At 60.5% G+C, this 18,938-nt stretch carries 23 protein-coding genes and 1 pseudogene; 13 read left to right on the plus strand and 11 right to left on the minus strand.

Annotation, left to right across the window (positions count from 1 at the left end; translation table 11 throughout):
* From RNA01_RS14270 to traI, 4 genes are read right to left on the minus strand one after another with little or no spacing between them, the layout of a single operon-like run.
* Nucleotides 1–300 (minus strand): conjugal transfer protein TrbD, encoded by a 300-nt coding sequence (locus RNA01_RS14270; protein ID WP_147180892.1) that lies wholly within the window; start codon nt 298–300, stop codon nt 1–3.
* On the minus strand, nt 293–700 hold the full coding sequence (gene trbC / locus RNA01_RS14275; protein ID WP_147180893.1) for a conjugal transfer pilin TrbC: 408 nt from the start codon (nt 698–700) through the stop codon (nt 293–295). The genes RNA01_RS14270 and trbC overlap by 8 nt, the downstream gene beginning before the upstream one ends.
* The gene (gene trbB / locus RNA01_RS14280; protein ID WP_147180894.1) at nt 690–1,661 is read right to left on the minus strand and encodes a P-type conjugative transfer ATPase TrbB; all 972 of its coding nucleotides are present in this window, start codon (nt 1,659–1,661) and stop codon (nt 690–692) included. Before trbB ends, trbC begins: the two co-directional genes overlap by 11 nt.
* On the minus strand, nt 1,658–2,296 hold the full coding sequence (gene traI / locus RNA01_RS14285) for an acyl-homoserine-lactone synthase (RefSeq protein ID WP_147180895.1): 639 nt from the start codon (nt 2,294–2,296) through the stop codon (nt 1,658–1,660). The genes trbB and traI overlap by 4 nt, the downstream gene beginning before the upstream one ends.
* Nucleotides 2,297–2,656: 360 nt before the next feature.
* Here traI and repA point away from each other — a divergent pair, with 360 nt between their 5' ends.
* The 3 genes from repA (at nt 2,657) to repC (ending at nt 6,411) form a co-directional block, all read left to right on the plus strand.
* Nucleotides 2,657–3,868, plus strand: a complete 1,212-nt coding sequence (gene repA, locus RNA01_RS14290) for a plasmid partitioning protein RepA (RefSeq protein ID WP_147180896.1) — start codon at nt 2,657–2,659, stop codon at nt 3,866–3,868.
* A complete protein-coding gene (gene repB / locus RNA01_RS14295; RefSeq protein ID WP_147180897.1) occupies nt 3,865–4,866 on the plus strand; it encodes a plasmid partitioning protein RepB in 1,002 nt (333 codons plus the stop codon). Before repA ends, repB begins: the two co-directional genes overlap by 4 nt.
* 225 nt (nt 4,867–5,091) lie before the next feature.
* Nucleotides 5,092–6,411, plus strand: coding sequence for a plasmid replication protein RepC (gene repC, locus RNA01_RS14300; protein ID WP_147180898.1), 1,320 nt, complete (start codon nt 5,092–5,094; stop codon nt 6,409–6,411).
* Between the two features lie 11 nt (nt 6,412–6,422).
* Here repC and RNA01_RS14305 read toward each other — a convergent pair whose 3' ends face one another.
* The 3 genes from RNA01_RS14305 to RNA01_RS14315 form a co-directional block, all read right to left on the minus strand.
* Nucleotides 6,423–7,322, minus strand: a complete 900-nt coding sequence (locus RNA01_RS14305) for a recombinase family protein (protein ID WP_147180899.1) — start codon at nt 7,320–7,322, stop codon at nt 6,423–6,425.
* A gap of 184 nt (nt 7,323–7,506) precedes the next feature.
* A complete protein-coding gene (locus tag RNA01_RS14310) occupies nt 7,507–7,905 on the minus strand; it encodes a type II toxin-antitoxin system VapC family toxin (RefSeq protein WP_147180900.1) in 399 nt (132 codons plus the stop codon).
* On the minus strand, nt 7,902–8,153 hold the full coding sequence (locus tag RNA01_RS14315) for an AbrB/MazE/SpoVT family DNA-binding domain-containing protein (protein WP_147180901.1): 252 nt from the start codon (nt 8,151–8,153) through the stop codon (nt 7,902–7,904). Before RNA01_RS14315 ends, RNA01_RS14310 begins: the two co-directional genes overlap by 4 nt.
* A 325-nt stretch (nt 8,154–8,478) precedes the next feature.
* On the opposite strand from RNA01_RS14315, the gene RNA01_RS14320 reads away from it, so the two are divergent.
* Nucleotides 8,479–9,588 (plus strand): RHE_PE00001 family protein, encoded by a 1,110-nt coding sequence (locus RNA01_RS14320; RefSeq protein WP_147180902.1) that lies wholly within the window; start codon nt 8,479–8,481, stop codon nt 9,586–9,588.
* Between the two features lie 97 nt (nt 9,589–9,685).
* Here the strand turns inward: RNA01_RS14320 and RNA01_RS14325 are convergent, their stop codons facing one another.
* Genes RNA01_RS14325 through RNA01_RS14340 form a run of 4 tightly spaced genes read right to left on the minus strand, consistent with a single transcriptional unit; the run spans nt 9,686 to nt 13,685 of the window.
* Nucleotides 9,686–11,239 (minus strand): SAVED domain-containing protein, encoded by a 1,554-nt coding sequence (locus RNA01_RS14325; RefSeq protein ID WP_147180903.1) that lies wholly within the window; start codon nt 11,237–11,239, stop codon nt 9,686–9,688.
* A gap of 9 nt (nt 11,240–11,248) precedes the next feature.
* A complete protein-coding gene (locus RNA01_RS14330) occupies nt 11,249–12,196 on the minus strand; it encodes an AAA family ATPase (protein WP_147180904.1) in 948 nt (315 codons plus the stop codon).
* The gene (locus RNA01_RS14335) at nt 12,196–12,711 is read right to left on the minus strand and encodes an HORMA-1 domain-containing protein (RefSeq protein ID WP_147180905.1); all 516 of its coding nucleotides are present in this window, start codon (nt 12,709–12,711) and stop codon (nt 12,196–12,198) included. Before RNA01_RS14335 ends, RNA01_RS14330 begins: the two co-directional genes overlap by 1 nt.
* Nucleotides 12,712–12,719: 8 nt before the next feature.
* On the minus strand, nt 12,720–13,685 hold the full coding sequence (locus tag RNA01_RS14340; RefSeq protein WP_147180906.1) for a CBASS oligonucleotide cyclase: 966 nt from the start codon (nt 13,683–13,685) through the stop codon (nt 12,720–12,722).
* A gap of 151 nt (nt 13,686–13,836) precedes the next feature.
* Between RNA01_RS14340 and RNA01_RS14345 the strand changes: the two genes are divergently transcribed.
* The 9 genes and pseudogenes from RNA01_RS14345 to RNA01_RS14385 all read left to right on the plus strand — a co-directional run bounded on the left by RNA01_RS14345 (nt 13,837) and on the right by RNA01_RS14385 (nt 18,910).
* Nucleotides 13,837–14,049 carry a transcriptional regulator gene (locus RNA01_RS14345; RefSeq protein ID WP_147180907.1) on the plus strand — a complete coding sequence of 71 codons (213 nt, stop codon included), beginning with the start codon at nt 13,837–13,839 and terminating at the stop codon, nt 14,047–14,049.
* A complete protein-coding gene (locus tag RNA01_RS14350; protein ID WP_147180908.1) occupies nt 14,046–14,675 on the plus strand; it encodes a GNAT family protein in 630 nt (209 codons plus the stop codon). The genes RNA01_RS14345 and RNA01_RS14350 overlap by 4 nt, the downstream gene beginning before the upstream one ends.
* On the plus strand, nt 14,672–15,172 hold the full coding sequence (locus RNA01_RS14355; protein WP_235916642.1) for a helix-turn-helix domain-containing protein: 501 nt from the start codon (nt 14,672–14,674) through the stop codon (nt 15,170–15,172). Before RNA01_RS14350 ends, RNA01_RS14355 begins: the two co-directional genes overlap by 4 nt.
* The gene (locus RNA01_RS14360; protein ID WP_147180909.1) at nt 15,169–16,095 is read left to right on the plus strand and encodes an ImmA/IrrE family metallo-endopeptidase; all 927 of its coding nucleotides are present in this window, start codon (nt 15,169–15,171) and stop codon (nt 16,093–16,095) included. Before RNA01_RS14355 ends, RNA01_RS14360 begins: the two co-directional genes overlap by 4 nt.
* A gap of 172 nt (nt 16,096–16,267) precedes the next feature.
* Nucleotides 16,268–16,360, plus strand: a pseudogene (locus tag RNA01_RS24525) (AAA family ATPase); the annotation flags it as partial.
* A 197-nt stretch (nt 16,361–16,557) separates the two neighbouring features.
* On the plus strand, nt 16,558–16,671 hold the full coding sequence (locus RNA01_RS24365) for a helix-turn-helix domain-containing protein (protein ID WP_235916651.1): 114 nt from the start codon (nt 16,558–16,560) through the stop codon (nt 16,669–16,671).
* A gap of 244 nt (nt 16,672–16,915) precedes the next feature.
* The gene (locus RNA01_RS14375) at nt 16,916–17,482 is read left to right on the plus strand and encodes a hypothetical protein (RefSeq protein WP_147180975.1); all 567 of its coding nucleotides are present in this window, start codon (nt 16,916–16,918) and stop codon (nt 17,480–17,482) included.
* Nucleotides 17,479–18,180 carry a hypothetical protein gene (locus tag RNA01_RS14380; protein ID WP_147180910.1) on the plus strand — a complete coding sequence of 234 codons (702 nt, stop codon included), beginning with the start codon at nt 17,479–17,481 and terminating at the stop codon, nt 18,178–18,180. Before RNA01_RS14375 ends, RNA01_RS14380 begins: the two co-directional genes overlap by 4 nt.
* Before the next feature lie 181 nt (nt 18,181–18,361).
* Nucleotides 18,362–18,910 carry a hypothetical protein gene (locus RNA01_RS14385; protein WP_147180911.1) on the plus strand — a complete coding sequence of 183 codons (549 nt, stop codon included), beginning with the start codon at nt 18,362–18,364 and terminating at the stop codon, nt 18,908–18,910.
* Nucleotides 18,911–18,938: the final 28 nt, after the last annotated feature.

Raw genomic sequence — 18,938 nt, forward strand, 5'->3', positions numbered from 1 at the left:
TCAATAGCGCCGCCAGGGCGTCGATGTGGCCCTGTACAAGGATTTGTATGAGACATGCCGGAGGTAAACGCGGCGCATCAGGGGATCGGCTTTCGCCATCATTCGAAGGGCGGCGACGGCGACGAGCCAGAGCGCCACTCCGAAAATCGCTGCATACCAGGTAAGGACGACGAAGATCAGAATGACGGCCGCCAGCCCGCTCAGCAGCACAAGTTCCCGATCCGCGCCCATCAGCAGATTGGGCCGCGACAGTGCGCGATGGATGCGCGAGCGAATGAGAGCGGAGCCGGACTCAGCCATGAGCCCCCTCCCCTTGCCTCTGCGCGAACCCAACCTGCTTTGTCAGACTGTCGCGCATCTGTGGCTCGAGGCTGCTGATCGTCGCACCGGTTGCTCCGAACAGGCCGACGATCTGGGTTGCACCCAGCAGAACGCCGCCGACGAGTGCGATGTAGCAAAGCCGTCTGGCAAAGTCGTTGAGCTCACCGCCGAAGATCAGCATCCCGCCCGCGATCGCGACGGCAGCGAGCGCAATGAAGCCGGCGACAGGACCCGTGATCGATTGCTGGATCTGTTGCAGCGGCGACTCCCAGGGCAGGCCGCCGCCACCCGATGATGCAAGTGCCGGCGGGGCCATGGCGATCAATGCCAGCAGAGCAACCGCGCCGCCGGCCACTGCGTGATGATGCTTACGCTGCATGACTATCCTCATCGATCTGGGCATAGTGTTCAGTCTGGTACGTCGAGCCCTTGAAGCCTTCGACATGGATCACGTCGCGGACACGCCGGCCGCGGCCGGTCCGCTCGATGGAGACGACGAGGTCGACGGCTTCGCCGATCACCTCGCGCATGGGCTGCTGGCTGGCTTCCGCCGTGAGCTGTTCGAGGCGACGCAAGGCGGACATCGCCGTGTTGGAATGCACGGTCGTGACACCGCCGGGGTGGCCGGTGTTCCACGCTTTGAGTAGTGTGAGGGCGGCGCCGTCGCGGACTTCGCCGACAATGATCCTGTCCGGACGCAAACGCATGGTGCTCTTAAGGAGTCGTGCCATGTCGACGCTGTCGCTCGTATGGAGAGAGACCGCGTTTTCGGCCGCGCATTGGATCTCGGCGGTATCCTCCAGGATCACCATACGATCCTCCGGCGCGGTCTCGACGATCTCCGCGATGACGGAGTTCGCGAGCGTCGTCTTGCCGGAACCTGTGCCGCCCGAGATGACGATGTTCATGCGTGACGAGATCGCGCTCCTGATGACCGAGGCCTGCGCTTCGGTCATCACCTTGTTCTTCACATAGTCGTCGAGTGGAATGAGGCGCGACGCGCGACGGCGGATCGTGAAGGTCGGCGCAGAGACCACCGGGGGAAGAAGACCCTCGAACCGGTGGCCGCCGATCGGCAGCTCCCCGGATATGATCGGCTGCTCGTGGTCGGCCTCGGACTGAAGCGAATGGGCGACACTGCCGATGACGACTTCCGCCGCGGCCCGGGTCATTCCTCCGGCCGGAGCTACGCCATGGCCAAGTCGCTCGATGAACAGCCGTCCGTCAGGGTTCAGCATGATCTCGACAACGCTCGCATCGTCGAGGGCGACGCAGAGTTCGTCTCCGAGGGCATCCTGCAGCTTGCGGACCAGGCGGGGATGGGAGCGGAGCTGGGTCACGCCGCACTCCTGATCGAAGCGGTGTCGCTTCGTGTGATCGCCGAATGGTAGCCTGCCGGGCAGACACGCTCGAAGCTCGCGTGGTCAGCCGGAAGGCTTCCGGCTACCGCCATCGTGTTGCCGATCGCGGCAGGTTCGCCGAGCCGCTTCATCGGCCATCCGGCGCGGTTCAGGATGCGTTCGAAGCGAAGGTCTGTGGCGGTGACGATTTCGGTGTAGCCGTTCGCTATCGACCACTCGATGATGCCCGCGAACATCGTGAGCGTCGCCAGATGCAACTGGCCCCCTCCCCTGCCAGCTTCAAGGGAAGTATCGACGCAGAAGCGTGAGCTCTCGACCATCCCTGGGTGCGCATCAAGCGAGCCGTTGGCCAGCAGTCCGGGAAAGGTTTGATCGAGCATGGTCGGACCGGACGCAGGAAGTAGGCGGGCGCAGCCGGCGATCCGGTCGGTCGCGTCGACTGCCAGGACATAGGTCGGACTGACCTCGTCATACTGATCTCGCTCCTCGCCGGCTGAGATCGTCACGTCCCAGCCCAGACGTGATCCAAAGACGGTCGCGCGAAGGCGGCGCATCTGTGTGAGTAAGCTGGAATGCCTCTGGTAGAGGTCGGGAGAGACGGCAAGTATGCGCATGATCCACTCCATGAGAATCGAACTGCGCATACCAAGACCATCACGACTCACGTGTGGCTATGTGCAGATTTGCACCTCAGTGATTCTGCAGAATCAGCATCTATTGCGGCGGAGGAGATCAATGAATGTGTGGATGAGATATGCAGATCTGCATTTCGGGCCCGGCCCGGCTAGCCTCGCCAATGGCGCTAAGATGCTGGTTCATATAGGTAAATATGCGTTATGAGAGTATTTGGTTCAGACGCATTAACCTTTCGTTAACCTTAAACCGCTGGACGCGTGGCTGGAATCATGCGTTATCCTTGACGGCAAAAGGGCATTAGATCGGCCATTGGCCGTCAGGAAGGTCTAGTAGCAACAATGTCGAATCTAGCTAGAGCACAGATCAGTGAGGATCCGGCCGACAAGATCATTCGTCACGCGAGGACCCTGTCAGGCGAATTGCAAGCGCGGCGCGAGCAAATGTATCCACCCAACGCGCAGAAACAGCTTCGGTACTTCCTCACGAATGAAGTCTCCAAGCTCACGAACATTCCAGAGTCGACGCTGCGGACTATGTCAATAGAGGGTAAGGGTCCTGTCCCGGCGCGACTTGAGAACAACCATCGTGCCTACACTTTAGAACAGATCAATGAGCTACGCGAGATATTCGCAGAGGCTCGGCCATCCGACGCCCGCAGATTCTTACCGCGCCGACGGAGTGGCGAGCACTTGCAGGTGTTGGCTGTCGCAAATTTCAAAGGGGGTAGCGCGAAAACAACAACGAGTGCGCACCTTGCGCACTATCTCGCGCTGCACGGCTTCAGGGTTTTAGCCATTGACCTGGATCCGCAAGCATCTCTTTCAGCTATGTTTGGCGCGCAGCCAGAAATGGATGTCGGCGACAATGAGACGATTTATGGAGCGTTGCGGTACGACGGAGACCGTCGGGCGATGCGCGACATCATTCGGCCAACATACTTCTCCGGGATTGATCTAATTCCCGGCAATATTGAGGTTATGGAATACGAGCACGAAACGCCGCGGGCTCTTGCCGATCGACGAATTGGAACCGGCGAAATCTTCTTTGAGCGCCTTCGGCTTGCAATCGCCGAGGTGGAAAACGATTACGATATCGTAGTGCTGGATACCCCCCCTTCCCTCGGCTTCCTCACGCTTGGGGCAATCTATGCGGCCACCGGGCTTATCGTTACCGTGCATCCCGCAATGCTGGACGTGATGTCGATGAGCCAGTTTCTATTGATGATGGGGGACCTGATCGGTGTCATTCGAGATGCCGGCGCAAAGATGCAACAGGACTTCCTTCGCTATCTCGTTACTCGTCACGATCCTAACGACCAGTCACAAGTGCACGTCGTCGGAATGATGCGCAGCCTGTTCGGGGATGACGTACTGACACCGACCGCCGTGGAAAGCAGCGCGGTTGAGACTGCGGGTCTAGCGAAGCGGACGCTCTATGAACTCGAACCGGGGAACATTGGCGCTAACACTGTTAAGCGGGCGCGGGAATCGATTGACGCTGTCAATCAACGAATTGTCGAGCTGATCGAGCGAAGCTGGGGTAGGCCATGAGCAAGCAAACGGGCCGAAAATCGATCCTCGCAAGCTTCGCGTCTTACACGCCACAGCAAAATGAGGCAGAGGCCCCGAACGCCGCAGGCGAGGCGACGACATCGTCGTCGCGTGTTGCAGGGGTGATTGGGGCCACGCAGCGCACGCTTGCAGAGTTGCGGGAAGAGAGAGATGAACTCAAGGCGCTCGTCGCGGCCAGCGGCGAGGTGGAGCTTGATCCGGAAACGGTCGATCCCTCGCCTTTTCCTGACCGCCTAAATGACGACGACGATGCGGAATTCGAAGCGTTCAAGGCGCTTATTGCCTCTGAAGGGCAGGTAATGCCCATCCTGGTGCGGCGGCATCCCGCAGATCCGGCTCGATATCAGGTGAGCTATGGTCACCGGCGACTGCGTGCCGCGCGGGAGCTGGGGCTGAAGGTTAGAGCGAAGATCGAAAGTCTCGACGACCGTCAACTCGTTATTGCCCAAGGCATAGAGAATTCTGCGCGCCAAGACCTTAGCTGGGCAGAGAAGGCACTATTCGTCACTGGAATGGACTCCGCTGGTGTAAAGGCACGCGATATCCGGGCGGCTCTGGCGGTTGATGATCCCGAACTGGCGAGGTTCAGATCGGTTTGCCGAGCCGTGCCGGAAGATGTGATGAGGGCAATCGGGCGAGCACCGAAAGCTGGGCGTACACGCTGGACCGCATTGGCAAAATCCTGCTCGGATGGAGATGCTATCGCCCGAGTTCGAGAAACCTTGGCAGCTGCCAAGGTTTCAAAATCCGATGATCGGTTTGTTCTGGCATTGAACGCCGCTGCTGCAAAGACGCGCAGAAAGGCGGAAACGGTGACGGTCGCAGATGATAGCGGCCGCAAGCTTGGAATAGCCAGCTTCAAGCCGACGGAAGTAAAGATAACATTCAATCCGTCCGTTGCGCCCGGGTTTGCCGACTTCATGCAGAGCGAATTGCCTGCGCTGGTGGAGCGGTACAAAACGACACGAGATTCATAAACCTTGGCAGCTGCCAAGGTTTAATGCGTTGCCGATCCGCCCGATCGGTGTGGAAAGAGGAGCGGAAGCGAAGAAAGGTAAAAAGAAAGGCCCCCGAGCGGCGAACCATCCGAGAGCCTTGTTCCTTGTAGCAAAGAGACAATAGCCCTCTCTGATTCGGCTGTCAAATCCGAACATCGTTGACTGCGGTGCATTTCGTTTTGCCCCTCGCTCAAAGGCGAAGGTATGAGAGAGACTATTGTAGCGACGCCCTTTGGGCGGCGGCCGATGACGCTTAGCCAGATTTCTAGGCAGATGGCAGCGAAAGCGATCAAGCCGGACACCGCGGCCCACAAATGGCACGTGTTCAAGGATATCCGAGAGGCGCGGGAACTTATTGGCGCTACAGATCGTGGGCTGGCGATCCTCAACGCGCTGCTCACCTTCCATCCGGAAACAACCCTTGCAGGCGACGCTGAGCTTGTCGTCTGGCCGTCGAACGAGCAGCTTATGGCGCGGGCGAACGGCATGCCGGCAACGACGCTACGCCGACATCTCGCAGTGCTGGTCGACTGCGGTCTTATCATCCGCCGCGACAGCCCCAACGGGAAGCGCTTCGCCCGCAAGGGTAGGAGCGGAGAGATTGAGCAGGCTTATGGCTTCGACCTCTCCCCGATCGTCGCCCGCGCGGAAGAGTTTAAGGATCTGGCTGAGGCTGTTCGGGACGAGAAGAAGGCTTTCCGGGTCGCCAAGGAGCAATTGACTCTCCTGCGTCGGGATATTGTCAAGCTTATCGACGTTGGCATTGAGGAGCGTGTTCCCGGCAACTGGGGCAGGGTGCAGCAGAGCTATCAGGCTATCGTCGGCCGCCTTCCGCGGTCTGCACCCAGACAGACCGTCGAGGAGGTTTGCATGGACCTCCATGGGTTATGCTCGGAAATTCGAGACGTATTGGAATCTTTTGCAAAAACACAGAATCTGGACGCCAATGAGTCCCATTTCGGACGTCACATACAGAATTCAAATCCAGACTCTATATCTGAATCTGAATACAGCTTTGGAAAAGAAGATGAAGCGGGCGGCAACGCTGCCGAAACCGACAACGTGCGGAGCCTGCCGAGGCGGGATCTACCATTGGGGATCGTGCTGGATGCCTGCCCGGAAATCCGCGAGCTGGCGCAAGGAGGGGTAATCCGGCACTGGCGCGACTTGCTGGCCGCGGCGGAGGTCGCCCGGCCGATGCTGGGGATCAGCCCGAGCGCCTGGCGGGAAGCTTGCGAGGTCATCGGCGAGCAGCATGCCGCGATTACGCTGGCCGGGATCTACCAGAGGGCCGGCCAGATCAACAACGCCGGTGGCTATTTGCGCAGCCTGACAGACCGCGCCAGAGATGGGAAGTTCTCGACCTGGCCGATGGTCATGGCCTTGCTTCGGGCTAAGCTTGATGCGCAGAAGGCGGCGGACACCCTGGATAGGGGCCGATCGAATGATGCGGCCGAAGCCGGAGATCGGCTGCAGGTGTCGGATTCGCTGTTGAAGAGCCTGCAGAGGCCGAAATCGCGATGAAGGCCGTGCGGCTATCCGGTGCTGGAAATCAGTCCCGATCGGCGGGCACGGTCGATCAGGTTCTTCACGGAAGAGGGCGACCATTTCGAGCCACCGCGCGGGGTTCGCTCGTGCAACCTTTCGAGCTGCCCCGCGATTTCGCGCAGCGTCAGGTCCGGGTTCGACGAATGAATGCCGGCGACCAGCGTCATCAACCGATCCTCGGGCAGACGGGGAGGGGACTTGCGAAGCAGAGCCGGATCGGCCATGCGCTGCGCGACCATCCACTTCACGGCGCGACGAAGGCGTTCCGGCGTCCAGTCGAGGCCGCGCTGCTTGAGCACTCGGGCGATGTCGTCCCAGGTATGATCCGGTCGCATGCGCCGAACCGTTGGAAGCCATTGGTTGGCGGAAGCCTGGATGCGATCGCCGTAAGCCGCTTTCTGCACCGCGGTCATTTTGGCCAGCGCCTCGGGGCGCTTTTCCCGGATGCCGGGGTTGCCGGGCAGCCGGCCCTTCGCTTTTGCGGCCTTGATGCCTGCCTTGGTTCGCTCGGAGATCAGCGCGCGTTCGAGCTGCGCCACGGCGCCGAGCACCTGGAGCGAAAACATTCCCTGCGGCGTGGCCGTATCGATCGGATCGCGCAGCGAACGAAAATGCGCATTCTTCGCCGTCAGATCCTCGATTACTTCGAGCAGATGGCTGACGGAGCGCGCGAGACGGTCGAGCCGCACGACCACGAGCGTGTCGCCGGCGCTGATCTCTCGTAGCAGCTTGGCAAGGGCAGGACGCGCCCGCGATGCGCCGGAACCGTGCTCTTGGACGATGACGTCACAGCCGGCCGAGCGGAGCTCGATCTCCTGAGCCTCTGTCGCCTGCTCTTCAGTGGAGACTCGTGCGTAGCCGATAAGCTGGCCCCTCACCTGTTTCATGCCGGTCTCGTTTGAAGATCGAGCAGACCCGATATGACGACGTGAGCGACATTTCGCGAAAACGTGTCAATGAAATCGAAAAATGGCGACATATTCCCCTCGGCGCGTGCTCTGTAGGATAGGCAGGCCTGAGCTTCCGTTGAACCAGCTTCGCAAAGCTCTCTAAGCCGGAATATCTGGTCGTTCAGGACACGAGCCGCGCTGCTTGTCCTTGTTCCGTCAACAGTTCGACGGCCTGCTTATCAAACGAGACAAACGTTTCGCCGCCCAGCCAATTGCCCTCATAGGCCATGATACCATCCGCAAAATCACCGCCGGCTTCGAGGATGGCAAGCCCGGCTTCAACCGCAGGACGGTTCATGACGACATTGCCTGCATCCAGCAAGTCGCGAATTGTTACGGCTACATCTGCTTTTGGCAGCTTGGCGCCGCGGCGCAGTATCCAAACGAGTTCGCATAGGCAGGGCAAGGAAACCGCGATCAGTGATGCCTCTTTCAGCAGTTTGCTGGCAGTCTCCGCTTGCTTTGCATCGTCCTGCAAAACGGCGCGAACCAGGACATTCGTATCGACGGAGATTTTCATTCGTCTCCCGCCCAACCAGAAGCGGCAATCTCGTTCATTTCTTCGATCGTCAGCGGCTTTTTGACCTTACCAGCATGCCGGCCGATGAAATTATCAATGGTCCCGGTTGGCCGGGCCGCCTTTACCCGAAGCTCACCCCCCGGGAGCTTGTCGAAGTCGATCCGTTCTCCGGGCTTGATGCCCAGATGCTGCAGGAGATCCCGCTTCAGCGTGACCTGCCCTTTCATTGTTACGGCTAGTGACGTCATTGGAAGTTCCTTACGTTGAGATTGCTCCACATTGTAATTGAAATGTTCATTACCATCAAGCTGAATCGGGATGGTTTTCCAATTATAGAAGATACGGATAACTGATCATTTGTAAACGTCTCTTGAGGTGAGTTCGCGGTCGCCTTGGCTTGAAAATGCGTTGAAAAACAACGTTTTTGGGCGCTGCAAGGCCCGCCGGCGGGCCCGTTGTACAGTCCGGAGCGTCAGTCCGCTCTATATATAATGCGGGCGAAAATTGTATCACAGACGGTTGAAGCTAATGCTATGATAGCTTCAGGATCAAACAATTTACCGAGATATAACAATGGCCTATGAAATAGGTGATTTGCCTCTGGCGACCCTTTTTCCGGCGGTCGCTCACGCCGAGGATCAACTGGCGCGCCTCGATGAAATTGTACGGCGCAGCCCAGTCGGACCGGGGTTCATCGAGCGGGCACACTTCCATGACGCCGCCGCCAGCATGTGGATCGCCGGCGAGCTCGTGCACGTCGAAGACCTGGTTCTCCACGATGCTGAGCGGGATGTTCGGGCTCCAACGCACGACATCACCATCGCGCATTCTATCCTCCGGACACGGCGGCGCATAGCCGGGGCGGAGGCGGATTGGGCGACCAACCCATCGGGGATCGAAAACCTGATTAGCCGGGCTTCTATCCCGCCCGGGTGCGAGGGGTTAGGGGAGGGCGCGCGGGCGTCGTTCGCAGAGGCGGCGTTGGATGAGGACCATGATGCCTTCGCTGCGGAGATGGCCGAAATCGACGCGCTTCTTGACCGTTCGGCTCGCACGCTCGCTGCCGCGGGGAAGGACCGGGAACACAAGGCAGGGTCGTTGGCAGTCGGTGAACTGATCATCCGGGATCCGGACTGGGACGAAGGCGGCCGGCTTTCGGAATGGAAAGCCGTCATGCAGCAGGTTGCGGCAATGCCGCCGACGCTCGGCGCTGCGATCCTTTGGGATGCGTGGGAAATTCTGGAACCGCTGCAAAGACAACATTGGCTCGGTGCGCAGCTCGTGAGTTCCTATCTTCGCGCGCGCGGCAAGCTCGCATCGCACCTGTTCGGCCTCAATTTTGGCCTGAAGACTATTTCGCGCGAACGGCGCCGGTCTCGGGACCGGACGTCGCGACTGCTCGCCGGGCTTGAGGCCATGGCGGAGGGAGCAGCGTTGGGGATGAAGGAGATCATTCGGCTCGGCCAGGCGCGGGATCGCCTCGAGCGAAAGCTGCAAGGAAAGCGGTCGTCAAGCAGCCTTCCCGGTGTCGTGGATTTGCTTTTAACCCGGCCGATCGTCTCGTCATCGATGATCGTGAAACAACTGAAAGTGAGCCATCGCGCTGCGCTCGATCTGGTCGCCGAACTTGGCGTCCGGGAAGTGACGGGGCGGGGAAGCTTTCGGGCGTGGGGCGTGTGGTAGTTGTAGAGCCCGCGGGGCATCGATTCGATGCCGCGGAAGGCTATGGCGGGACCCGGACGTGTCAGAGCCGATCGGCGCCTGTTTGGTTTCTCCCGCTCTACTGTGGCTGCACAGTCAGCATTCCGCTGTTCGGCTTCGACATGGGCAAGGTGAGGGCGGCCGCGTAGGATCGTCCGCGCGCCCCGTCGAAATCAAATTCGTAGAGCCGAACCGTGCCGAGCGCCGTCTGGCGCTGGCCGAGGAAAAAGGTGAAGGCGTTCGGCGCCGCAACGAAGAGATGCGCCAATCCGCTGCCGCCCGCCTTTGCATCGCGCACCGCTCCGCTTGCCGCATCCGCGAGCTCAAATGCGTGCCGTCCGCACCTCACCGATTGCGCGCCTGGCCCCGTTCTGGGTTTGAGGATGAGGAGCCGGCCGACTGTCGAGAGCGTGGTTTCGCAAAAACGCCGGACATCGGCCGCCACGTCATGCGTCAGCCCGATCGCTACGGCAAGGTCCGGTTCGTCCGGCCGCAATTCGACGATCTCTGAATCGAGGGTAGGCCATTCGGGATCCGGGATCGAGTCGTCGGCCGACCAGATGCGACGGCCAGTCCCTCGCTGCTCCAGCTCGACCTGACGCCCCGACTTGATGTTGATCACCGATCCCGCGGCAAAGGCGAGCGTAGCGTGTGCATCGAGGGCGAGCCGTAGGCGCGGCTGATCCTTCGCCGCAGCAAGGAGGAAGGCTCTCAATTCGGGATAGAGCTTCGCCTCCCAGTCCGCGTCGCTACGGATATAACGCTCGTCGAAGGACGGGATCAGGTCGAGGACGAGGTGGCAGCGTTCCTCGAGCCTGTCGAAGGCGTGCTCAAAGGATTTGACGCCATAGACCCTGGGCCCGCTCTGTGTCGATCCAAGAATATCCTCCCGAGCGCAAACCGCGCGGAAGCTTGCGCGATCAAATTCGAGGCGTCCCTGTGCCATCCACTGGAAGATGATGTCGTCATAGGGAAACGCGCTCTGGTTCGCCGGGATGCGTTGCAGGCCCACCAATCCGAACAGAATGTCGAGCTGATCACGGAGGCCATCCAGGGTGTCGGTTGCCTCGCCGAACGCGAGCGTGCGCGCCAGGATGCGCAGCTCCGCCTCGTCGATACCGAGATGCTCCCGCCATGCCTTGCGCACGGAGCCCGCCTTGCTGTTGTCGGTGACGGAGCCATAAAGGCGATCGAGACGCACAGCGCCTGAACGCATTCCGACCATCTGGCGCAATGGGTCGGCGCGATCGAGTCGCCAGTTCGTCACCAGCTTGAAGCGCACGCCGCTCCCGGATGGAGCATAGCTGAGCTGCGCCTCTCGTGCCCGCTGCAGCAATGAGCGGGCATTGGCGTTGATGAACTCCGGATCGACGAGATGAGCGTAGCCGTAGTTGTCGGGCGTCACGTGCCATTTGCACTGCATGTGTTCGCGCAGCAGCGGCTCACCATACTGATCGGAAGCGCAGCGAACGGGGTCATACTCGACCCAGATGTCATCGAAGCTCTTTGGCCCGCTCTCGAACCCGACTTTCATGACGGGGCTTAGCGGATCCAGCAGGCGAGCGGCGTGCCACCAGAAAAGCCGGGCCTGGAAGGTGTCGCCGTCGCGCCGGACAGTTACGGCCTGTGTCATGCCTTCACCTCACGCCGCCGCTTCGCCGTCCCGGAAGGGCGGTGTTGGAACCATGGTTCGGGCGATCTCCACGGCGCGAGCACCATCGATCGGTTTCGACGGATAGGCGTCGAGCACGATCGCAGGGAGAAGCCTTTGGGTCAGGTCAGAAAAGGTGAAACCATAGTCGCGGCCGCCGCGCTGTGGTCCGGTTGCTGCCACCAGCGCGTCGATCTGCTGGCGAGCGAGGCCGATCGGCTGCAGGCGGGCGGCGAGGACGAATCGGCGCTGCTCGTCGCCAGGACGCGCGAAAGTCAGCACGTCGGCCGCCCTGCGGCGCACCGCCGGGTCGAGCGCGCTGATGCGGTTGGTGCACATGAGAACCGCCGCTGGCAGTTTCGCGTTGGCAATACGGTCGATGCCCCGGATAAAGGCATTCACGCCCGCCTTGTCCTCATGATGCATCTGCGCTGCCTCGCGCGATTGGGCGAGGGCATCCGCCTCATCGACGAGCAGAATGACGGCGCCACGAGCTTTGCCCGAGGCGGATTTTAGCTTGCTCGCCTCTGCCACGGTGTAGTCGAAGGCGGCAGAGATGAGTTGCGTCATCTCGCCCACACGCCCCTGGCCGCGGGTCGAGAGACTGAGCGGCAGGAGCGTGATATCGATCTTCTCCTGCCGAGCGACGGCGTCGCCGATCGTCTCGGCAAGCTCCGTCTTTCCCGAGCCGACGTCGCCGGCGAGAACAACAAGCGGCGGACGCCGCAACACCGTGTCGAGAAGAGCGTCAGCATCGGGATGATGCTGGCGCGCCCAGGCTGCAAGGCCCGCCGGGTTAACGAGCAGACCGAGAATTTTCGCCAGACGGCTCTTCTGATCATCTAGGCCGATCAACCGCGCGAGCCGAGCCTGCGGGTCGAAGTCGGGATATGTGATGCGCCGTTCGAAGAGTTCGTCCAGTGTCGGCTTCGTATTCATCAGAAGCTCCTCACGGTCGCGCGATCGAGGGCCTTGCCACCAGACGAATAGGTCCGGTCGCTGGCGAGATAGCCGGTGATGCCAGGTTCTGCCGCTCCGCCACGCGAAATCGGGAGCGTCTTCTCGAAGGCGTCGCGCTCCGCTTGCGTGAGCTGGCTCCAGGCCGCGCTGTAGGTGAGGTAGCTCTTGAAAACCGCACCGCTGACATTGGCGTTGTGGCGAACGCGGCCGGGATCGTCGTCATTCGCAGAGGCGCCGGCGAGATCCTTCGCGGTGTAGCGCAGCGTCGGCTCGATCCAGTTGCCGTTCCTCTGAAAGCCATAGGTGACCGTGCCGAGATAGCCGGCCCGGATCAACTCGGTGACCTCGGCCTCAAACTGCTCGATGCGCTCATCTGAAGGGCTGCCGTAAAAGCGCTGCATGCGCTTGAGATCGGCCGCGACCTTGGCGGCCATGTGCCGCGCATGGGTGACCGTGAAGGTTGCGGTTTCCGTGTAGCTGTAGCTCGTGGACATGGGCGACCTCATACCTGGAACGAAGAGCCGAAGACCTTTTGCCAATAGGCGACGGTCAACTGCTTGTTGGGAGCGGCGAGCGCTGCGTCGATGGCGTCGCCAGCATCGAGGGCGGCCTCGACGATCGAATCGGCATTCGCGGCCGTGTAGAGACGCGCGACGTTGTTGACGGCGTTCACCGGGTCGACGATCTGGACCGGGTCGGTGAATGTTCCGACCGAAGAGGCGGGATAGTAGTCTCCGAAAACGATCTTCTCCCGGAAATCGGTGCGGGCGATATAGGTGAAGAAATGCTGTAGCGCCTCCGGATAGTCGGAGAAATCCAGCCCGTCATCGCAAAGCTTGGCGAGGATCATCTCGATCATGAAGGACTTGAAGCGGAAGCCATCGCGCTCCTGCTTCATGCGCCTTGACCAGAATTTCGCGAGACGCACCACCTGTGCAAAATGCTTCTCCTGGGCACGCTTGCGCTTGCCCGCGAACTCCAAGTGCAAAGGAATGCTCGTCTTCAGGAACGAGCCGTCATCCTGGCTGACGAGGTTCCCGTACCACTGCGCGTCGCCGTCATAGAGGATCGGCACCACGTCGACATCGAGCCCGCTGCCCCGGAAGGAGACAGTGACCGAGTAGGTCTGCGGCTGGACCTGGTCCGGGCTGAAGTTCGGGAATGCCTTGCGCAGCCGTTCGGCCAGATAATCGAGCAGCGCCTTGACGTCCTTCGGCGCCGCCGCGCCGCTGATGTAGCAGGCGACATCGATATCGTTGAGCGAACGAAGCGCCGTGCCTTTCGCCAGGCTGCCGGAGAGCATCATCTTCCTGAGCGTGAAGTCGGGGTGCTCAGACAGATAACCCTCGAGCTTCTCGCGAAGCCGCCGGGCTTGGGCCCGGTATTCATCCGCCTTGTCCTTCGGCAGGTTCACCTTGTCCTGCGCGAAGGCGGCGATCTCATTATGATCGACGTGCTGTCGCCCCATATCCCGCTCCTGTTTCCGGGCGCCTTGGGCCCAGCTGTCGCATGGATATAGTAGCTAAAAAATAGCTATTCAAGAGGTGTAGCAATAGCTATTTCTCGTTGACAAATTCCCCTTGATTCTCTATATGTTGCATATAACGACGGAGGATGAGATGACGGCGAAGCGAACCATGACGCTGAACCTCACCGACGCCGAGATGCGTGTTCTGGACGATCTTTCGGCCCGGAAGGACATCACCAAGACCGCCGTGCTCCGGCAGGCCTTGCGCCTTTACCAGACGATCGATGCTAGGGTCGAAAGGGGTGAAAAGCTCCTGTTCGAGAATGACGCGACCAAGGAAAAGGCGGAGCTGATGCTTCTATGACGGTCGAGGTATCGAAGGTCTATCTTCTCGACGTGTCAACGGGTGACGGCGTCGAAGCCGAACTGCGGGATGCCATCGAGCAGGCGCAGACCGATGATTGGGCAAAACACTGGATTCCCGCGATACTCGCAGCGATCCAGGATCTGGTCGCACGGCAGGTGCCGCGCGCGGATTGGCCTCAGAGCTTGCATTGGAACTGGCCGAAGAAGATTGCTCGCGTGCAGGGTATGCTGGCCTTTCCCGGGTTCAGCGTTATCGCGCAGGGGATCACCCAAGGGCTCGCGCAACTCGACCTGACGAGGGCCTGCCAGGAGCCGAGCCAGAAGGGCAAGCCTCTCGTTTATGTCGAGTATCTCGAGGTCGCGCCCTGGAATCGCTCCGAACTCGGGGCGGCTCCTCGTCTGCGCGGCGTCGGGACCGTGCTGCTCACGGCCGCCGTCGCGCTGAGTCACGAAGAAGGGTTCAAGGGGCGGATCGGCCTGCATTCCCTGCCTCAAGCCGACGCCTTCTACCGCAAGACCGGCATGACCGACCTCGGGCCGGATCCTGCCTGTCAGAATTTGAGATATTTCGAGATGACCGTCGAGCAGGCTCGCGCATTCTTCGAAAAGGAGGAAGGACGATGAAACTGGAACGGAGCAAAGAGTGGTGGATGGCTCGGGCACGTCGTGAAGGCGACGCCGTCATCGGCGCCGGCTTGCTCGCGTTCGATCCGATGCCGGAGGAGCGCCCTGCCGGCGCGTCGGCGGCGGTCGTCGAGGAAACCCGCATTGCGTTTGGCCGGTTCGTGAATCTGATGCGCCGGCGTTGCGGTTTCTCGATGGAGCGGCTGGCCCAGGTCGCGGACCTCGATGCCAGCGAGCTTCTGGTGATCGAGGACGATCTTCATTACGTCCCGGAACCACGCACGGTGTTCAAGCTGGCGGAGACCTTCGAGGTTTCCCAGCAGCGGCTCATGCAGCTTGCGGGATTGGCCGCAGCGAACGATGCTGGCTTCCGTCAGGAAGCGGTGCGTTTTGCCGCGCGCTCCGAGGCCGTGCATAAACTGACCCCCGAGGAAAGCTCGGCTCTGGAGGCGTTCGTCGCCGTTCTGAGCGAGCAGCAGCCCAAGCGAGTGAAGTGAAGAACGTCAGTCTCGGACATCGCACTATCGCCGACATCAACGGACAGGTTGCCAAGGTCCTGCGCGGTCTTGGCAACCCCGCGCCGCCCATAGACCTGCGCATCGTTCGCGATCTCCTGAAACTCGATCGAGGCTACTACAGCACGACCGACGACAGTCTCCTGCGAGAGATGTTCTCACGCATGAAGGTCGCTGGCCTGCAGGTCCTCAAGCGCCCGACAATCCTGCGCGAGGCCGTACAGACCCTCAGCCTCAAGGCTCTCTATCTTCCCGATCAGAAGCGCATCCTTCTCGACAAGGATCTCCCACCGCTCAAGCACCGCTGGAATGAGGCGCACGAGATCGGTCACGATATCATTCCCTGGCATGCGGGGATGATGTTGGGCGATACCGAGCAAACCCTCACGCCTTCCTGCCACGCAGTCATGGAAGCCGAGGCGAACTTCGCGGCCGGGCAATTGCTCTTTCTGTCCGATCGCTTTGCTGAGGAGGCCATCTCCTCGGCGCCGAGCTTGGAGCTTGTAAAAAGCCTTAGCAAGAGCTTCGGCAATACTATGACGTCAACGCTTTGGCGGTTCGTCGAACAGGCGCATGGCGGTCGACCGATCGTTGCCCTTGTGACCGGACATCCGCATCCCACACGCCGAAAGGCCGATTTCGACGCGGCAAATCCCTGCCGCTATTGTGTTGAATCGCCCCCCTTTCGTGAACGCTTTGGTGCCTTGCGCGAGATCGATCTGTTTGCTGCCATCGTCGGCTATTGTGGAGCACAGAGGGGCGGGTTTCTCGGCCGGAGCGAAGTCCTGCTGCAAGACCTCAATGGCGATCGGCACATGTTTGAGTTCGAGACCTTCTTCAACAGCCATGAAGCCTTGACGCTTGGTTCTTGGCTACGTCCATATAGTGCGTCGACGTGGCTGTAAGCATGATCAATCGTGGTCAGATCGCCTCGCGGCACACCGGTCAGGTTGTCGATGTAAACTCGGCGAAGGCACCTTCCTCACATCCATGACGATCATGAGAGCGTAGGACTTCGCCCCCTTCCGCAAAACGCCCTCTTTATGGAGGCCGATCGTCCCTCTTATTCCATGCCTAATCACAGCCGGAAAGAGCGTCTACTTCTGCACCCTGGCCGACCTTATTACCTCACTTGCGCGCGGCGAGCGGGAGGGCAGGTTGCAGGAACGGACAGGCGGGCTACATCCAGACGCTTGGCGACGTTCTCGGGAAGCGATAGCCCTAGGCGCCGATCTGGTGATGAAGGAGATCATCCGGCTCGGCCAGGTGCGGACCGCTTCGAACCAAAGCTGCAAGGAAAACGCTCGTCGAGTAGCTTGCCCGGCGTCATCGAACTTTTCATTGCGCGGCCGATCGTGTCCTCGTCGATGATTACCAAGGAATTGAAGGTGAGCCATCGAGCAGCTCTCAATCTCGTCGCCGAGCTTGGCGTCCGTGAAGTGACGGGGCGAGGTAGTTTCCGCGCCTGGGGTTTAATTTGAGGTGGACGCACTTTTCGAGGATGAAATTTGTCACGTCTGCGTGTCCGGTGTCCTGGGACCAAGGACGGGTGAGATGCTGCGATGATATTCGAGCCACGCGATGACGAATTGAGGGATTTTACGCTCCTCGATCGCAGGTCCGAGTTCACGGCGTTGACATTGCAATGAACCACATGTTTACCTGTCCTTGGTCAGAGGACAGAGGACAGAGGACAGAGGACAGAGGACAGGAGCGCTTTCGATGATGAAGAGCCAGGATGTGGTCGTCCTGCTCAAGCTGGCGAGCTTGGAGGACGGCGAGCAAGAGATCGGTCAGCAACCCGCACGGCATGGCGTGGCGACGGGAGAAGATCCCTATTCCGTGCGCGGCCTCGAGGCGGCGCTCGGAATCAGCAAGACCGAGGTCAGTGCTTCGATCAAGCGCAGTCTCGGTTCAGGCCTTGCCATCAAGGATAGGAAGTTCGGGCGGCCGAAGCCGAACCGGCGCCAGCTCCGCGAGTTCATCGTCCATGGTCTGAAGTTCGTCTTTCCCGCCAAGCCAGGCCCAATGCAGCGCGGTGTACCTACTGCATTTGCCGCGCCTGTGCTTCGGGAATCCCTTCATAGCGCCGGCAGCCTCATCAGTGTGTGGGCCTATGCGCGTGGCCAGGAAATGGGGCAATCGATCGAGCCGCTCTTCAAAACGGTCCCGGAAGCCGCGGAAAAGGACGAGCGCCTGTACGCCTATCTCGCGCTCACCGACGCCATCCGCATCGGCAATCAACGCGAAGCTAGTGTAGCCGCCAACCTGCTGACGGAGAGGTTGGGATGACGGTACAGGGCCAATTGAAGGAAATGCTGAAGGCCGTCGCCGTGGCGCTCGGCGACGAGCTTCGGGCGCGCCTCGTCTTTGTCGGTGGCTGTACGACCGCTCTCTACATTACCGATCCGATCACATTGGAAGGCGTCAGGGCGACCGACGATGTCGACTTGATCGTGGATCTCGCCGGTTTTGCGGAATGGGCGGAACTGATGGATCGGCTACGAGAGCGCGGTTTCGCAGAGGCAGCGGACGACAATGTCATCTGCCGCATGAGGCTTGGCGAGCTCAAGGTCGACTTCATGCCGGACGATGCGACGATCCTCGGCTTCAGCAATCGCTGGTATGCCAAAGGGGTTGAGACGGCGGTCCCGGCAATGCTGGAGAAAGCGCTCGAGATCCGGCACCTCACGCCTCCTCTCTTCGTCGCGACGAAACTGGAGGCCTATCGCGGCCGTGGCGGAGGCGACCTCATCGGCAGTCGCGACACGGAGGACATCCTCTTGCTCGTTGACGGCCGCGAGGAGCTCGTGGAGGAGATCGCTGCGGCTGATCCCGAGATCCGAATCTATATCGCCGAGCAGATAACGGGCCTGCTGGCAGATCCCAACTTCGAGCATTTCCTTCAAGGAAATGTTCGGGGACCTGCAGGCCGTGCCGACATCGTCTACGAGCGCCTCGTCGAGATCAGCCGGTTGGACGGTCGCTGACATGGCGTTCGCGATCCAATGGCACTGTCAGCAGGGAACGAGAACCGCGGACAATCGCGACCACGTTGGTATCGGCATTCGCGGCGATTCAATCCTGTCAATCGTTCTCGATGGATCGACGGCAGGATCGGCCAGCGGTCTGTTTGCGCGCGAAATTGCGCGGCGCGTGGTCGACTGGTTCGTGACCACGGTCGCCGAGATCACCGCCGAGACCGTGACTGAACAGCTTCGCATGACACATGCCGTCCTTGCCGCGGACTTCAAGAAGGACTCGGCAAGCTATGTCTTGGTGTATGCGGCAGCCGCGCTGCCTGCTATCGTGCTGCACGCAGGCGATTGCCTGCTTGGCCATCGCGATGCCGATGGACGGATATCATGGCTCTTGCAGCCTCATACGCTCGCGAATGCGCTCACGGCTGTTCCGCACGACGTTCTCGCGAAGTCGGACGCTCGGCACGTTCTCACACGAAGTTTCCGCTCTCGGAGCTTCATCGCTCCCGATCTGACGATGATCGACCTGCGGGATCAGACGTTGTTTGTCGCGACCGACGGATTCTGGGCAGACCTCGATCTCGACGGGCAGAATGCCTTTGTTGAAGGGCGGTTTCCCTCGAATGACGCGGAGCGGGATGATCGCGGTGTTCTCTCCATTTCGAGAACAACAGCGACGTCTTTGACCTCGGTCGCGGGCACCCACGCGCCGGAAAGCCTTTATTTGCGACGAACCTGAGAGGCCAGGGGCCCAGCAGATCAATAAA

This window comes from Paenirhizobium naphthalenivorans (assembly GCF_007992095.1).
In the GTDB taxonomy this organism is placed as follows: Bacteria; Pseudomonadota; Alphaproteobacteria; order Rhizobiales; family Rhizobiaceae; genus Allorhizobium; species Allorhizobium naphthalenivorans.

Bases quoted from the DNA above. Each gene is read 5' to 3' on its own strand.
- RNA01_RS14270 (WP_147180892.1), bottom strand. From the start codon at position 300: ATGGCTGAGTCCGGCTCCGCTCTCATTCGCTCGCGCATCCATCGCGCA.
- trbC (WP_147180893.1), bottom strand. From the start codon at position 700: ATGCAGCGTAAGCATCATCACGCAGTGGCCGGCGGCGCGGTTGCTCTG.
- traI (WP_147180895.1), bottom strand. From the start codon at position 2,296: ATGCGCATACTTGCCGTCTCTCCCGACCTCTACCAGAGGCATTCCAGC.
- repA (WP_147180896.1), top strand. From the start codon at position 2,657: ATGTCGAATCTAGCTAGAGCACAGATCAGTGAGGATCCGGCCGACAAG.
- repB (WP_147180897.1), top strand. From the start codon at position 3,865: ATGAGCAAGCAAACGGGCCGAAAATCGATCCTCGCAAGCTTCGCGTCT.
- repC (WP_147180898.1), top strand. From the start codon at position 5,092: ATGAGAGAGACTATTGTAGCGACGCCCTTTGGGCGGCGGCCGATGACG.
- RNA01_RS14305 (WP_147180899.1), bottom strand. From the start codon at position 7,322: ATGAAACAGGTGAGGGGCCAGCTTATCGGCTACGCACGAGTCTCCACT.
- RNA01_RS14310 (WP_147180900.1), bottom strand. From the start codon at position 7,905: ATGAAAATCTCCGTCGATACGAATGTCCTGGTTCGCGCCGTTTTGCAG.
- RNA01_RS14315 (WP_147180901.1), bottom strand. From the start codon at position 8,153: ATGACGTCACTAGCCGTAACAATGAAAGGGCAGGTCACGCTGAAGCGG.
- RNA01_RS14320 (WP_147180902.1), top strand. From the start codon at position 8,479: ATGGCCTATGAAATAGGTGATTTGCCTCTGGCGACCCTTTTTCCGGCG.
- RNA01_RS14325 (WP_147180903.1), bottom strand. From the start codon at position 11,239: ATGACACAGGCCGTAACTGTCCGGCGCGACGGCGACACCTTCCAGGCC.
- RNA01_RS14330 (WP_147180904.1), bottom strand. From the start codon at position 12,196: ATGAATACGAAGCCGACACTGGACGAACTCTTCGAACGGCGCATCACA.
- RNA01_RS14335 (WP_147180905.1), bottom strand. From the start codon at position 12,711: ATGTCCACGAGCTACAGCTACACGGAAACCGCAACCTTCACGGTCACC.
- RNA01_RS14340 (WP_147180906.1), bottom strand. From the start codon at position 13,685: ATGGGGCGACAGCACGTCGATCATAATGAGATCGCCGCCTTCGCGCAG.
- RNA01_RS14345 (WP_147180907.1), top strand. From the start codon at position 13,837: ATGACGGCGAAGCGAACCATGACGCTGAACCTCACCGACGCCGAGATG.
- RNA01_RS14350 (WP_147180908.1), top strand. From the start codon at position 14,046: ATGACGGTCGAGGTATCGAAGGTCTATCTTCTCGACGTGTCAACGGGT.
- RNA01_RS14355 (WP_235916642.1), top strand. From the start codon at position 14,672: ATGAAACTGGAACGGAGCAAAGAGTGGTGGATGGCTCGGGCACGTCGT.
- RNA01_RS24365 (WP_235916651.1), top strand. From the start codon at position 16,558: ATGATTACCAAGGAATTGAAGGTGAGCCATCGAGCAGCTCTCAATCTC.
- RNA01_RS14375 (WP_147180975.1), top strand. From the start codon at position 16,916: ATGAAGAGCCAGGATGTGGTCGTCCTGCTCAAGCTGGCGAGCTTGGAG.
- RNA01_RS14380 (WP_147180910.1), top strand. From the start codon at position 17,479: ATGACGGTACAGGGCCAATTGAAGGAAATGCTGAAGGCCGTCGCCGTG.